11 protein-coding genes are annotated in these 13,270 nt (G+C 39.3%); 8 read left to right on the top strand and 3 right to left on the bottom strand.

The genetic code is table 11. The features are described 5' to 3' along the window. Positions 1 to 24: 24 nt before the first annotated feature. The 4 genes from BUR11_RS20135 to BUR11_RS20120 all read left to right on the top strand — a co-directional run bounded on the left by BUR11_RS20135 (position 25) and on the right by BUR11_RS20120 (position 4,679). Positions 25 to 825, top strand: a complete 801-nt coding sequence (locus tag BUR11_RS20135; protein WP_074226830.1) for a helix-turn-helix domain-containing protein — start codon at positions 25 to 27, stop codon at positions 823 to 825. Between the two features lie 60 nt (positions 826 to 885). Continuing rightward, a complete protein-coding gene (locus BUR11_RS20130) occupies positions 886 to 2,202 on the top strand; it encodes a serine hydrolase domain-containing protein (RefSeq protein WP_074226829.1) in 1,317 nt (438 codons plus the stop codon). 82 nt (positions 2,203 to 2,284) lie between these two features. After that, the gene (locus BUR11_RS20125; RefSeq protein ID WP_074226828.1) at positions 2,285 to 3,403 is read left to right on the top strand and encodes a TlpA family protein disulfide reductase; all 1,119 of its coding nucleotides are present in this window, start codon (positions 2,285 to 2,287) and stop codon (positions 3,401 to 3,403) included. A 385-nt stretch (positions 3,404 to 3,788) separates the two neighbouring features. Further along, positions 3,789 to 4,679, top strand: a complete 891-nt coding sequence (locus tag BUR11_RS20120; RefSeq protein WP_074226827.1) for a Nif3-like dinuclear metal center hexameric protein — start codon at positions 3,789 to 3,791, stop codon at positions 4,677 to 4,679. Between the two features lie 162 nt (positions 4,680 to 4,841). Here the strand turns inward: BUR11_RS20120 and BUR11_RS20115 are convergent, their stop codons facing one another. Both BUR11_RS20115 and BUR11_RS20110 read right to left on the bottom strand, forming a co-directional pair. Further along, positions 4,842 to 5,435: a gluconate 2-dehydrogenase subunit 3 family protein gene (locus BUR11_RS20115; RefSeq protein ID WP_074226826.1), complete on the bottom strand. Its 594-nt coding sequence runs from the start codon at positions 5,433 to 5,435 to the stop codon at positions 4,842 to 4,844. A gap of 4 nt (positions 5,436 to 5,439) precedes the next feature. Further along, entirely contained in the window at positions 5,440 to 7,146 is a 1,707-nt protein-coding gene (locus BUR11_RS20110; protein WP_074226825.1) for a GMC oxidoreductase, read from the bottom strand. A gap of 144 nt (positions 7,147 to 7,290) precedes the next feature. Between BUR11_RS20110 and BUR11_RS20105 the strand changes: the two genes are divergently transcribed. From BUR11_RS20105 to BUR11_RS20090, 4 genes are all read left to right on the top strand, one after another. Next, positions 7,291 to 7,746, top strand: coding sequence for a DinB family protein (locus tag BUR11_RS20105; RefSeq protein ID WP_074226824.1), 456 nt, complete (start codon positions 7,291 to 7,293; stop codon positions 7,744 to 7,746). A 76-nt stretch (positions 7,747 to 7,822) separates the two neighbouring features. Then, a complete protein-coding gene (locus tag BUR11_RS20100; RefSeq protein WP_074226823.1) occupies positions 7,823 to 9,109 on the top strand; it encodes a M20/M25/M40 family metallo-hydrolase in 1,287 nt (428 codons plus the stop codon). A gap of 40 nt (positions 9,110 to 9,149) precedes the next feature. Then, positions 9,150 to 9,944 carry a glycoside hydrolase family 25 protein gene (locus BUR11_RS20095; protein ID WP_074226822.1) on the top strand — a complete coding sequence of 265 codons (795 nt, stop codon included), beginning with the start codon at positions 9,150 to 9,152 and terminating at the stop codon, positions 9,942 to 9,944. Positions 9,945 to 10,039: 95 nt separating this feature from the next. Beyond that, on the top strand, positions 10,040 to 11,545 hold the full coding sequence (locus tag BUR11_RS20090) for a sulfatase family protein (protein ID WP_074226821.1): 1,506 nt from the start codon (positions 10,040 to 10,042) through the stop codon (positions 11,543 to 11,545). A 2-nt stretch (positions 11,546 to 11,547) separates the two neighbouring features. Here BUR11_RS20090 and BUR11_RS20085 read toward each other — a convergent pair whose 3' ends face one another. Continuing rightward, positions 11,548 to 13,194 carry a sulfatase family protein gene (locus BUR11_RS20085; RefSeq protein WP_074226820.1) on the bottom strand — a complete coding sequence of 549 codons (1,647 nt, stop codon included), beginning with the start codon at positions 13,192 to 13,194 and terminating at the stop codon, positions 11,548 to 11,550. Positions 13,195 to 13,270 lie beyond the last annotated feature (76 nt).

Here is a 13,270-nt window from a genome sequence, read left to right as displayed (position 1 = left end):
ACTACTTTACCTATTAAGTTCCAAATGTTAATCAAAACCCCACTTCCGCATTCTTCACTCCGGGAAATAATAAAGGAGTATTACTATTTTCAATTGAACGAAAAAGGAACGACTAAACATATACCAATTGTAGATGACTGCTGTCATGATTTTATTGTATTCAAAGAGGCTAATGCACTTTTTTGTTTTGGTGATCAACAAAAAACTTTAAATATAAAATACAAGGTTTTTACTATTCTTGATTTACATCCTCCATATCAATTAAAATTTAAGGATAACCTTACCTTTTTCACCATTAAATGCCAGCCATGGATGAACCGTTATTTCTTCTCTGAAATAAACGAATCAGGGGTAGTGAACTTAGAAAACCATAATCCACAGCTTTTACAAATACATCAACAAATGTCAGACAATTATACTATTGAAGAAATAGTATCCACAGCAGATGATTTTTTTAGAAATAAACAGATTGTGATTACGGATACTGTGCAATTCGTAATGTCAGTATGCCAATTTATTTATTCTAAAAAAGGAATACTTAGAGTTAAAGAAATAAGCAACCACTTTAATAAATCCAGACAATACATCAACAAAGTTTTTAAGCAAGAAGCCATGTGTAGCTTAAAAACATTTATTGTTTCAGTCCGGATTCTGAATCTAATTAAACATAAAGTAAAACATAAAGAGCTCTCTTTGACAAGGCTCAGTTATGATTATGGTTATTTCGATCAAGCTCATTTTATAAATGATTTTAAAAAAGTTTCCGGTTTAACACCAAGTCAATATTTTAACAGACTACCAGAATTTATTCTTAGGCACACCTAGGTTTACATTTTTACAATTTATCCTCTTCAAGAAGTTTTTTCTTTGCTGAAAATAAATTCTATGAAGTTCCAAATTTTAATATTCTTAACTATTTGTTTCAGTTGTCTATTCTCCGAAGAAAAACAGACAGTTGAAAGTGAGATTCCAGAAAATAAAATGGCAGAAATAGCCGATCTATATTTTACCAAGTTGACGGAACTCGGTGATTTTAATGGGGTGGTTCTCATGAAGAAAAAGAATGAGGTGATCTTGAGTAAGGCTTATAATATGTCAAGCGATTCGACTTCGACACTTTTTGTCAGTGAAAACAGCCAATTTGATTTAAGATCTATAGCTAAATTATTTGCCAAACTAAGTGTGATTCAACTTGAAAAAGAGGGTAAACTATCCCAAAACAACAAGCTAAGTGATTTTTTACCTGATTTTCCGAATGGAGATCAGATTACGATTCATCATTTAATGACCAATACGTCTGGTCTACCGCGTTCTTTTGAAGCCTCTGCTAAGCCATATATCGAACTTAGTCCCGAGGAAGTAGTGGATTTAGCATCAAAATCTAAGTTAGAATTTGAACCCGGTGAAAAAGAACTCTACTCCAATATTGGCTTTCAATTATTGTACTATTCCTTAGGAAAAGTGACCAATTCCACCTTTGAAGATTACATCAACCGAACATTTTTTGAGCCATTAGAAATGTTCAATTCAGGTAGTAATTTTTATGAAGGAAAAGACAGGAAACAAGATTATGCTTATGGACATTTTGAAAAAAATAATGAAATCGTTTGTGAATGCACTTTTCCTGATGATGAAATGAAAATGGGCAATTTATTTTCAACAGTTGACGATTTAAACAACTTATTATCAAGTTTAGACCCTGTGGCTTATCAAGACCTGTTACATGACAACATCATTTCTCATGCCGGAGGAACGCGTGGCAAGCGCGCATACATAGAACGTAACTTTGTAGACAATTACACGCTTGTTTTTCTGGCCAATTTCGACGGCATTCCTTTTGAACAATTGGTGAAAGATTTACAATCCATTCTAAAAGGAGAATCAGTTAATATGCCAGAAGCTATAAACAGATCCGCAATACAACTTAAACCTGAAATTCTAAAACGCTACGAAGGCACCTATGACTTGGTAGAAGCTGGCCATATTTTGCTCAATATAAGATTTGAAAATGACAGTCTTTATGTATATCAAAAAGGGAAAAATAATGGTGTGATACTACCTGAATCTAAAACAGTGTTTTTCTCGGACAAGACCAATAAGGAATCCATTGAATTTGTTAAAAATAATAAAGGGACATATGATCTGTTGATAGATTTTCAGGGCGTACAATGGAAAGGAATAAATACAACTAATGAAAATTGAAAACTTTATTAATGAAATGACCAAGTTTTACTTTCACAGCAATTAAATAATTCCAATACTAATTCACCTTTAAAGAATAACGATGAAAGCAATCATATTATCAATTTTTAATATCCTTCTGTTCAGTTCTTGTCAATCGCAATCGCCTACAAAGGTATTTCAAGACACGAAAGCTAAATTTTTTAACCAGAACAAAGTCTCATTCAATCAAATAACCTACTCCCCAAATCCTGCTGGTAAAATAGATACATTTACTTACATCTTTGAGTTTTTAAAAAATCCTTCAAGTCTAATAGGTTACAATACGATTATTGATGGACCTTACTTTGATTATTATATAAAAGGCGAAGAATACAAATCTGTAAATCATTTCAAAAAAGTAGTTGAACTTTATTCAGATCAAAAACCCGCCTACGCCAAAGCAGTTTTTGAAAGTTCGGATACCTATCAGAGATCACCAATGTTTTTACTGCAAGATATTGATTGGCAATTTGTAAAAGACACTTTAATAAATTCACAGGTTTATAACAATTACGTCAATGTAATTAACGATAAAGTGATTGATGGCAATACTGTTTATACAGAGCAACACTTGTTTATAAATCCTCAAAGCAAATTAATCGAACGTTGGGAACGCCGAAATTACTTTAAGGGAAAACTTAGCCAACGCGTCGTCTCGGTATACAACAACTACATTTTTAGTGATGATAATTCGCCACTATCTTTTAGTTTACCAACTTCATATCCATCTGTACTTTTTAGTCAAAAGACTACAATACCGCCACTTGAAAAAGGTGAAAAAGCCCCTGAATTTGATATGAAAGATTTACAAGGAAACTCTGTGAGTTTAGCCGATTTTAAGGGGAATAAAGTCTTGCTTAAATTTTCCAGTGTTGGCTGTGGGAATTCCCATGAAGCCTTATTGTATATGAATCAGGAAAATTTTCAGTTACCCGAAAACATCAAACCCATTTACCTTTCTATGTGGGATAAAAAAGCAGATGTCATAGATTACTTCTCAAAAGTAACAGCAGGTATGCCTGTGCTTTCAAATTCAGAAGATATTGCAAAAGCCTACAAGATATCTTCTACACCAACTTTTGTGTTAATTAATGAAGATGGAGTGATTGAAAATGTCGTAATCGGCAATCATACAGCATTTTTAAACGGGTTAATTCAAAATGATGGTTCTGCTAAATAGCATTATTATATGTAATCATAACCTATCCCATAAGATTTACAATCTGAATTATTAGTTAAATAGGCTTCAATTTTAGAATTCAAACCTTCCGAATAAGCTAAAACTTGCCAGTAAGTGTCTTTATCCCAAGTCATGAACAGAAAAGATAAAGCAAGATTACACAACATCAAATAAGAGAAAAAGAAGTTGAAGTGGTAAATTCAAGATCTGTGAATTTAATAATTTGTGATAGCAGACAAGTAATCTCTTCGAAATGAGTTACTGTTCCCATACCTGCTCGACGCCCCCCTCCCTTCCAACGATTAAACATTCCTCCTTATAACAAATGCCTAATCTTCACCCAAAATAAAATGGCTTTCTTATCTTTAGATAAATCCATCTAGCTATGTACAAGCCCTATTCCAACCGCCGTAATTTCCTAAAAACCTCTGTCCTGCTAGGAACAGGAATTTTTCTAAATCCTTTGGATCTCTTCTCCGCTTCTGTAAAAACAGCCTATACTGTGGGAGACATCATGGATCTTTTTATTTCCAAAGTTCCCAATGCACCATTTAGCCCTACAGTGGATACCTTAAAATCCGGGAATCGTGATCAAAGAGTTACAGGCATTATCACCACTATGTTTGCTACGTTGACGGTGATTCGAAAAGCCATTGAGTTGAATGCCAATTTCATCATTGTCCATGAACCTACTTTTTACAATCACCTAGACGAAACGGACTGGTTAAAAAATGACCCGGTCTACCAATTCAAAGCAGATTTGTTAAACCAACATGGGATTGCAGTTTGGCGAAATCATGACTATGTACACCGGCTTCAAGTCGATGGAGTACAAAAGGGAGTGGTGGATGAATTGGGTTGGAATGCCTATTACAAACAGAACGCCGTTTTGAACCTTCCGGAAACCACGCTTGGCAATCTAATTAGCCATATCAAAGAGAAAATGGGAGTTCCCGCTTTACGATATGTGGGAGATTTAAGTCAATCCGCCTCCAAAATTCTCTTACTACCTGGAGCAATCGGAGGAAGAAGGCAAATTGAACTCCTGATGAAAGAAAAGCCAGATGTGCTGATCTGTGGAGAAAGTCCAGAATGGGAAACTCCGGAGTACGTGAGAAATGCCAATGAAATGGGAGAAGAGTTGGGACTGATTGTAATTGGTCATTCTGCTAGTGAGGAAGGTGGATCGGAATTTATGAAGAACTGGTTAGAGGAGCATGTACCTGGTGTTCCAGTGACTCATTTTCCTTCTGGAAATTCGCTTCAAGTGAAGTAGTTAAGAGGCTGTTTCAGAAAAAAACATTGTCAGTCCGAGCGGAGTCGAGGACCTTTCGACTCCGCTTGGACTGACATAGTAATTTGCTGTAATTATTAAATCCTGATTGACCATTAAATAAACACTGATCACAGCTACTGAATACTGATCACTGGGATTTATTTAAAGACTCCAGGTATTCCCTACATCCGAAAGCGGAATACACCCAAGGTATTCACCTGGAATCGGATCATAGCTCAGAATATTTTTCCCTACTTCTTCAGAAGAGAAATAAGCCCAGAGCGCCATGGATTTCAATTGACGATAGTAGGCTACCGGTTTTTGCTCTCCTACCGCAGTACCCCAAACTCCAGGGTTAAACTTAGCAGTTTCTGCTTCCGCTTTCTTCAATACCGCCGTTTTATCTTCGGGAGTCAGATTAGCAAAGACATCTCCAAAATCATTTTTGCAATTGGTATTGAACTTTTCTATTTCTGCCACCACATATTGCTGTGCTCCCTCATCATAAGCCTTCGCATACATCAGATCAATGAAAATATCTACTTTCACATCCAAAGCTCCTGGAGTCTCGGTTTTCGGTAAGATCGTATCCACAAATGAGGAGACAAAAACTGCCTGGTCCTGAGATAAAAACTGTGGAACCCAGTCTACCCGCTTTTGCTCTTTACAGGATTGAAGCAGGGAAAGCAAGGTGGGTGTTGCCATCGCCGATCCAGCCAATAATGCGGTTCTTCTAAGTGCGTTTCTTCTGTTCATGACATTAAAGGTTTTTTTTCTTCAATTCGGATACTGCAAAATTGGCTGCTCTAGCTGTCAAGGCCATATAGGTCAAGGATGGGTTGACACATGAGGAGGAAGTCATACAAGCTCCATCGGTCACAAAGACATTCTTGGCACCATGTACCTGGTTATTCCCATTCAATACGGAAGTTTTAGGATCTCTACCCATTCTTGCGGTTCCCATTTCATGGATTCCATACCCCATTTCATGTTCATTATCAAAATCAGTGATATCCGTTAACCCTGCTCTTTCCAGCATTTCCTTGGCATCTTTTCGAATCTGCTTATTCATCGCCAATTCATTGGGTCCCCATTCTGCATCGATGCTTAAGGTTGGCTGACCCCACTTATCCAACACCTCTTTATTCAAGGTTACTTTGTTCTTATGGTCTGGAAGACATTCCGCAAATCCAGTAATGAAGAATTCCCAAGGTCCTGGCTTCATTAGACTATCTTTGAATTCACCTCCGAAGTTTTCCTGATTAGACCCTGCGCTCCATCCAGCTCTTCCTCCACTGCCCTGGAATCCGAATCCTCTCACGAAATTTTCGTTTTTGGTACCTTCGTCCAAGTTGTAATATCTAGGAATATAAATTCCATTCGGTCTTCTACCCTTGTAATATTGATCCTCAAAGCCTTCTACTTTTCCCATGGCCCCAACTCTATAAGTATGATCCATTAGGTTATGTCCCAACTCCCCACTGTCGTTCCCTAAGCCATTTGGAAAACGGTCAGAAGTGGAATTCAATAAAATTTGAGTCGAGCTCAAGGCAGAGGCATTACAGAAAATGATTTTTGCATGGTACTCCATAAACTCACTGGTTTCGGAATCAATGATTCTTACACCTGTAGCTTTCCCGGTTTCCTCATCATAAATAATGGATTGTGCGATTGAAAAAGGGCGGATGGTTAGGTTCCCCGTCGCATTGGCTGCTGGAAGAGTCACTGCATTACTACTAAAATAGGCACCGTAAGGACATCCCCGATCACATCGATTTCTGAACTGACATTTCCCACGACCATTGATCGGCTCAGTCAAATGCGCCACACGGCCAATGATCATATTTCGCCCATTATATTCCTTTTCTATGCGCTCTTTCACATGTTTCTCCACACAATTGAGCTCCATAGGAGGAAGGAAATGACTATCCGGCAATTGCGGTAAACCCAATGCTTCTCCGCTGATCCCTGCAAATTTCTCCACATGGGTATACCAAGGTGCCAAATCCTTGTATCGGATAGGCCAGTCTACCCCATGCCCATCTTTTAAATTGGCTTCAAAATCCAAGTCAGACCATCGGTAGCATTGCTTACCCCAAAGAATAGATCGTCCCCCCATTTGATGGGCTCTAACCCACATAAAAGGTTTCACTTCGGTATAGGGATTTTCTACATCATTGGCATGAAAATGCTCATTATAAGCCCCAATAAATCCAGATCTACCCCCTTTTGGATGCCTTGCTTTTTGCTCTGGAGTAAGACTTCCTCTGAGTTCTGTATCCCATGGATCCAAACTCATGGTAGGGTAGTCTGTCACATGTTCTACAATTCTCCCTCTTTCCAATACGAGAGTTTTCAATCCTTTCTCACAAAGTTCTTTCGCGGCCCAACCACCACTAATCCCCGATCCGATTACAATCGCATCGTAGGTCATTTCTTGTTTTGCGTCAATATTAAAATTGGCCATAGGTTTATGTTTATTGGGCTATAAGTTAACAATTCCTTAAAAAAAACAAGGACATAAAATCGTAACAACTAGTATTATGGATGTTTCCTAATAGATTTACCTGACAATCCCATCAAAATAAACCTAGCTTTAAATCAGTAAACTATGAACGCCACACTCAAAACCTGGAAAACCAGTAGAAACCTGTTCCTTAACTTGTTAGAACAAACCAGCATCGAAAAACTAAATACCATTCCAGCTGGATTCAACAATAATATCATCTGGAATATCGGACACATTATCGTGGCCCAACAAGGTTTGGTGTACAAATCCTCGGGATTGACAGGCTATATTTCTGACGATTTGTTCAATAAATATAAACCAGGCACCAAGCCTGAGTCCTTCACCTCCGAAGATGAGGTTAATGAATTGAAAAGTCTATTGATTGAACTGACAGTGTTGACAGAACGTGATTTAGAAAAAGAAATTTTTAAAAACTATAAAGAAAGACAGACGGCGACAGGCTTTCATTTGGCCAATGTGCAAGACGCATTGGAATTCAATAATTTTCATGAGGGTTTACACATGGGCTATATCCTAAGTATTCGTAAATTCTTATAAAACCCCGATCTTTTTTTTTGAATCAATATTTGACAATCGGAATCCATTTATCCAACAATTGACTTAATTTTCAGCTATGAAAAAGCTCATTATAACTCTTGTTTTGATCGGATTCTATTCGATTACTTTCGCTCAGAAACTTTCCAAAATCGAGGAAAAACTTATAGCAGAGGTAGAGAAAAATTACGAGGAAACAGTTGCCCTGCTCGAAGAGGTCACCAACATTAATTCCGGCTCGCTTAACCTGGAAGGCGTAGAAGCTGTGTCCAAGGTATTTGAGCGGGAGTTTCAAAAAATAGGATTTGAAACAGAGTGGTATAAACTTCCACCTGAAGCAAAGCGTGCAGGACATTTTATCGCTACGCGAAAAGGAAGCAAAGGGAAAAAGATCTTTATCATCGGACATTTGGATACCGTTTTTGAAAAGGACATGCCTTTTACTCCATTTACTTTTTTAAATGATTCTACCGCAACGGGCCAAGGAGTCAATGATATGAAAGGTGGAGATGTCATGGCCTTTGCCAGCCTAAAAGCATTGCATGATTTGGGTTTATTGGAAGACAGAACGATCACCGTTTATTTTACGGGAGATGAGGAAAGTTCTGCCGACGAAGAGCTTTCCAGAAGGGATTTTATCCAAAGAGCGAAAGAGCATGACATCGCATTAGGTTATGAAACCACCCAAAGCTTTGGAATTGCTACGGTAGCCAGAAGAGGAAGTAGTGGTTGGAGATTGAGAACCACCGGAAATCAGTCTCACTCAAGCGGTGTATTCCGTGAATCGGTAGGCTATGGAGCGATTTATGAAGCGGCAAGGATATTAACTGAATTTCGGGAAGAGTTAGCTGGAGAGCAATATTTAACTTTTAATCCAGGTCAGATTATTGGTGGATCCGACGTTTCTTTTGACGAAGAAACTGGTAAGGGGGAAGCCCTGGGAAAAACCAATATCGTAGCAAGAGAAGCAATCGTGACAGGAGATCTAAGATTTCTTGGGGAAGAGCAAAAAAATGCTGCTAGGGCTAAAATGCAGGCAATAGTGGACAGGAATCTGAATCAAACCGATGCAGAAATTATCTTTGGAGATGGGCTACCGTCCATGGTACCTACTGAAGGGAACTATGCTTTAGCTGAAGTATTAAACCAATTGAGTCAAGACATGGGACTTGGCAAGGTCAAACCTGGTGATCCGGGAAGTAGAGGTGCCGGTGATATTTCGTTTGTTGCCGATTACGTGGATTGCTTGGATGGATTAGGTGCATCAGGTCGGGGAGCACATGCTCCCGGAGAGACCATCAACATGAAAGAGTACCCTGAATTGATCAAAAGAAGCACCTTATTTCTTTACCGTTTGACAAGGTAAAATTAGTAGCTTCGCAGCGCGTTTAGAACATGTCACTTAAATGCCTAAGAAAAAGTCACAGTCAATTCCTCCTGCTTTAATCGCCTTATTGATCCTGATCACCGTCAGTGCAGGGGCTTTAGTCTATAGTACTTGGCATTTACTTCATGATCAACCCTATTATGCCAATAAACCGATTTCTGAGCATGAGGAATTAAAGTTTGATTATATTTTCAAAACCCAGCCAAGCGGTCTTTTGGGAATTGATATCTCCCATTATCAAGGAAAAATAAACTGGCATAACCTAGAACTCCAAATTAAAAATCGCCCGGTAGATTTTATTATTTTCAGAGCGACCATGGGGGATGATCAAGATGGGCTTTTCAAAGAACATTGGCATTCTTTGGACACAGTAGATATTATTCGAGGGGCATATCATTATTATCGCCCCAATATGAATAGTACGCTTCAGGCGCAAAATTTCATTCACCAAGTAAAGTTAAGATCTGGAGATATGAGACCGATTTTGGATATAGAACGAAATTCCACCATCCAATCTCAAACCCGGCTCAGGGAAGGCATTCAAAACTGGTTAAATATCGTAGAGGAGCATTATGGTGTAAAACCTATCATCTATACCGGAGATACATTTAATAGACATGTCTTAGTTGGAAATGGATTTGAAGATTACCCTTTGTGGGTAGCAAATTACAATCCTATCAAAGAGCCTGAAAGTGATTACTGGGTCATTTGGCAGTTTTCAGAAAAGGGTAGACTAAACGGCATCTATGAAAATGTGGATTTGAATATCTTAAGAGGTGGAAAAACTACCCTCGATGCGCTGATACTGGATTAAGCTTTTTTACGCTCTAATCCTTGTGAGAAGATTTGTTTAATAGATAATTGGATAAAAAATCATAAGACCTTAAATTCCTCATTAGACCCAAACTAATGAAAAAATTATCTCTGATTTTTGCACTTCTTTTTTCCTTCGCTTCCTACTCATTCAGTCAAAAGAGCAAGCCCAATATTTTATTTCTAATCGCCGATGATTGGTCATTTCCCCATGCGGGAGTATATGGGGATCCCATCGTTCGAACTCCTACTTTTGACCGATTAGCTAAAGAAGGGGCGTTATTTACCAATGCCTATACGGCTTCTCCTTCCTGTTCTCCTTCGCGAGCCTCGGTGCTTTTGGGCAGGTACCCCCATCAGAATGAAGATGGAGGAAATCTTTGGTCTGAATTCCCGGCTCAATACCCCACTTATGTTTCCATTTTGGAAAAGGCAGGGTATTTTACCGGTTCCACCAGAAAAGGATGGGGACCGGGTGATTTTCGGGTTAAAGGTCTGGAACATAACCCTGCAGGCAAGAACTTTAAAGATTTCAAAACGTTTTTTGAATCCAAAATGGAAGACCAACCCTTTACTTTTTGGTTTGGAAGCACTGACCCACATCGAACCTATGTACCCAACACAGGAATCCAAACAGGGATGGATTTGGAAGATGTAATCGTACCAGGTTTTTTCCCAGACAATGATTGCGTACGAAACGATATGTTGGATTATTATTTTGAGGTGGAGAGATTTGATCGAGAGTGCGGTCAAATTATCAAGATGCTGGAAGAAGCTGGAGAGCTCGACAATACCATCATTGTCATGACCAGTGACAACGGAATGCCTTTCCCTAGGGCAAAAGCCAATTTATACGATTATGGAACCAGAATGCCTTTGGTAATTCGATGGCCAGAAAAAATAGCGGCCGGTACCGTCATCGACGATTTTGTCAACTTTATTGATTTTGCTCCAAGCTTTGTAGAGGCTGCCGGACAAGAGCAGGAAACCATGACTGGCCAATCGCTTTGGCCTCTTTTGGCAGGGATACAGCAAGACCGAGGTCAAGTGTACCTAGAGCGTGAACGCCATGCCAATGTAAGGAAAGGAGATCTCTCCTATCCTATGAGAGCGGTTAGGGATCATCAGTTTTTATACATCCGAAATATGATGCCTGAACGAAACCCGGCAGGTGATCCGAGTGTGCATGTATCAGTGGGCCAATATGGGGACATAGATAACTCCATTACCAAGTTTTTGATCATGAATATGGAAGGTAACCCCATTCCTGGGCAGCCAGATTATTTCAAATTGGCATTTGAGAAAAGACCTGAGGAAGAGCTGTATGATGTGATCAACGATCCCTACCAACTAACAAACTTAGCGGAGGATAAGACCTATTCCGAAGTCAAAGCTAACATGAGGGCGAAACTTCAAAATTGGATGGAAAAAACAGGGGATTTAAGGGCAGCAGAACCCAGAAGTCTTTATTGGGATAAGGTACGATACACTCCGGACTATCAATTTGAAAATTACGATTTCAAAAAAATGATTGAGGAATATAGAATCATGCCTCCTTTCGGTAACTACCCAAAAGGAGGCATCCCCTGTTTAGATCAATAAGTTTATTTTACGATGATTGCCTCGATGGTCGGTTCATAACCAATTCTATGGGCCAGCACATATAATGAATCTCCGGCATTCCATTCAAATGGTTTAGTATACACCTGCCAAACGTCCGAGCTGGATTTTCTGTAACCTATGGAAGCACTAGGTGTTGGAGATTTTAATGCTACCAAGCCATCTTCATATAAAATAGCTGCAGGTTCTGTGGTTGGAGCCTGATCCATTCCTCCCCACCATTCTCTGACCATTTCCATTTCTGGTTTCGCTCCTAAATCCCCATAGTAATCGATCCAATCTAAATGCGCTTTTCGCAACTCCTCCAACTTGGCATCATATTCCGGGTTGCCCGCAAGATTGTTAAATTCCCAAGGGTCTACCTGTGTATCGTAAAGCTCCTCTTTGGGCTTTGTTTCATCAAACCAGCGCTCTTGTTCAGGAGTCAACTTCCCTTGCTCATGAAGCTCCAATAGATGAACCATCAAAGGGTTATTGAGTCTATATTGGATGTTTTGATAGTTAGGTCTATCAATCATGTAATTTCTAATATACTTATATCGTCCATCGCTTACTGCCCGAACCCTATCATATTCGGAATCCATTCGATCTCGTGCAGCATACACATATTTCCTAGGGGCAGATTTCTGAGGCCCTAAAAATGCTTGTCCTTGCATGGCAATAGGGATTTTCACTCCTGCCAAAGACAATACGGTTGGTCCAAAATCCACAAAACTCACCAATTCATTGGTCACAGATCCAGGCTCTAGGAAAGGTGCTTTGATCAAAAGTGGAATCTTCAGACCTCTATCGTAAATTTCTCTTTTGAAATACGGCATTCCATCTCCATGATCAGAGTAATAGAAAATGATGGTGTTTTCATAGAGACCTGCATCTTTTAACTCTTGAATAATCTCTCCTACTTGGGTATCCATCCGCATCACATTCGTAATAAACCGAGCCATGGTATGTCTTGAAATAGAATCATCGGGATAAACAGGAGGAATGGTCACTGAATCCGGGTCTACCAATAGAGGCTCATCCGCCCTTGCCCAAACTTGGGACTCATGGGAGATGGTCAAATTAAAAATGGAAAAGAAAGGTTGATTTGGATCAGGTCTGTTTTTCCAATGGGCAGTTCTACTGCTTTCGTCCCACATTGTTTTGGGAGCAACAAACTGATAATCCTCCTTGGAGTTATTGGTTGTATAATATCCAATCATCCGAAGGTATTCTGGAAAACCACGCATTCCATCTGGAAGAACTGTTGAATAGGTCTTGAAGCCATCAGGATAGGCCTCTAATGCATTCGCAGACATTCCCAAGGTTCGCATATTGTGGGCTCCGATCGAAGTTTGATAGGCCCCTGTGATGATTGCTGCTCTGCTGGGTGCACAAACCCCTGCCGTTGAAAAGGCATTGGTGTACTTTAAACTTTCGCTGGCAAATTGGTCCAATACCGGTGTTTTTCCCCCTGTCCCACCATAAGCCCCCAAGTGTTCCGGAGACATATCCTCATTCACAATCCATACAATGTTAGGATGTTCCGGATATTGAATTTCAGTTTCTTTTTCAGGATCTGTATCACAAGCAACTATTGAAATACTTGTGACCATAAGGAAAAGTAGATTGAAGCGAGACAGGATTTTCATCAAGGTTAATGGTGTTTTTAGGTAGATTGAAATTTAGAACTTTTATAAGAAAACACCATCATGCATGACCATTTAA

The sequence above is a fragment of the Algoriphagus halophilus genome (assembly GCF_900129785.1).
Taxonomy (GTDB): domain Bacteria; phylum Bacteroidota; class Bacteroidia; order Cytophagales; family Cyclobacteriaceae; genus Algoriphagus; species Algoriphagus halophilus.
Note: the sequence above shows the minus strand (reverse complement) of the source record. Positions and strands in the feature narration are given on the sequence as shown.

Coding starts and splice junctions, on each gene's coding strand:
- BUR11_RS20090 (WP_074226821.1), top strand. CDS start 10,040: ATGAAAAAATTATCTCTGATTTTTGCACTTCTTTTTTCCTTCGCTTCC.
- BUR11_RS20100 (WP_074226823.1), top strand. CDS start 7,823: ATGAAAAAGCTCATTATAACTCTTGTTTTGATCGGATTCTATTCGATT.
- BUR11_RS20105 (WP_074226824.1), top strand. CDS start 7,291: ATGAACGCCACACTCAAAACCTGGAAAACCAGTAGAAACCTGTTCCTT.
- BUR11_RS20095 (WP_074226822.1), top strand. CDS start 9,150: ATGCCTAAGAAAAAGTCACAGTCAATTCCTCCTGCTTTAATCGCCTTA.
- BUR11_RS20120 (WP_074226827.1), top strand. CDS start 3,789: ATGTACAAGCCCTATTCCAACCGCCGTAATTTCCTAAAAACCTCTGTC.
- BUR11_RS20125 (WP_074226828.1), top strand. CDS start 2,285: ATGAAAGCAATCATATTATCAATTTTTAATATCCTTCTGTTCAGTTCT.
- BUR11_RS20085 (WP_074226820.1), bottom strand. CDS start 13,194: ATGAAAATCCTGTCTCGCTTCAATCTACTTTTCCTTATGGTCACAAGT.
- BUR11_RS20110 (WP_074226825.1), bottom strand. CDS start 7,146: ATGGCCAATTTTAATATTGACGCAAAACAAGAAATGACCTACGATGCG.
- BUR11_RS20135 (WP_074226830.1), top strand. CDS start 25: ATGTTAATCAAAACCCCACTTCCGCATTCTTCACTCCGGGAAATAATA.
- BUR11_RS20115 (WP_074226826.1), bottom strand. CDS start 5,435: ATGAACAGAAGAAACGCACTTAGAAGAACCGCATTATTGGCTGGATCG.
- BUR11_RS20130 (WP_074226829.1), top strand. CDS start 886: ATGAAGTTCCAAATTTTAATATTCTTAACTATTTGTTTCAGTTGTCTA.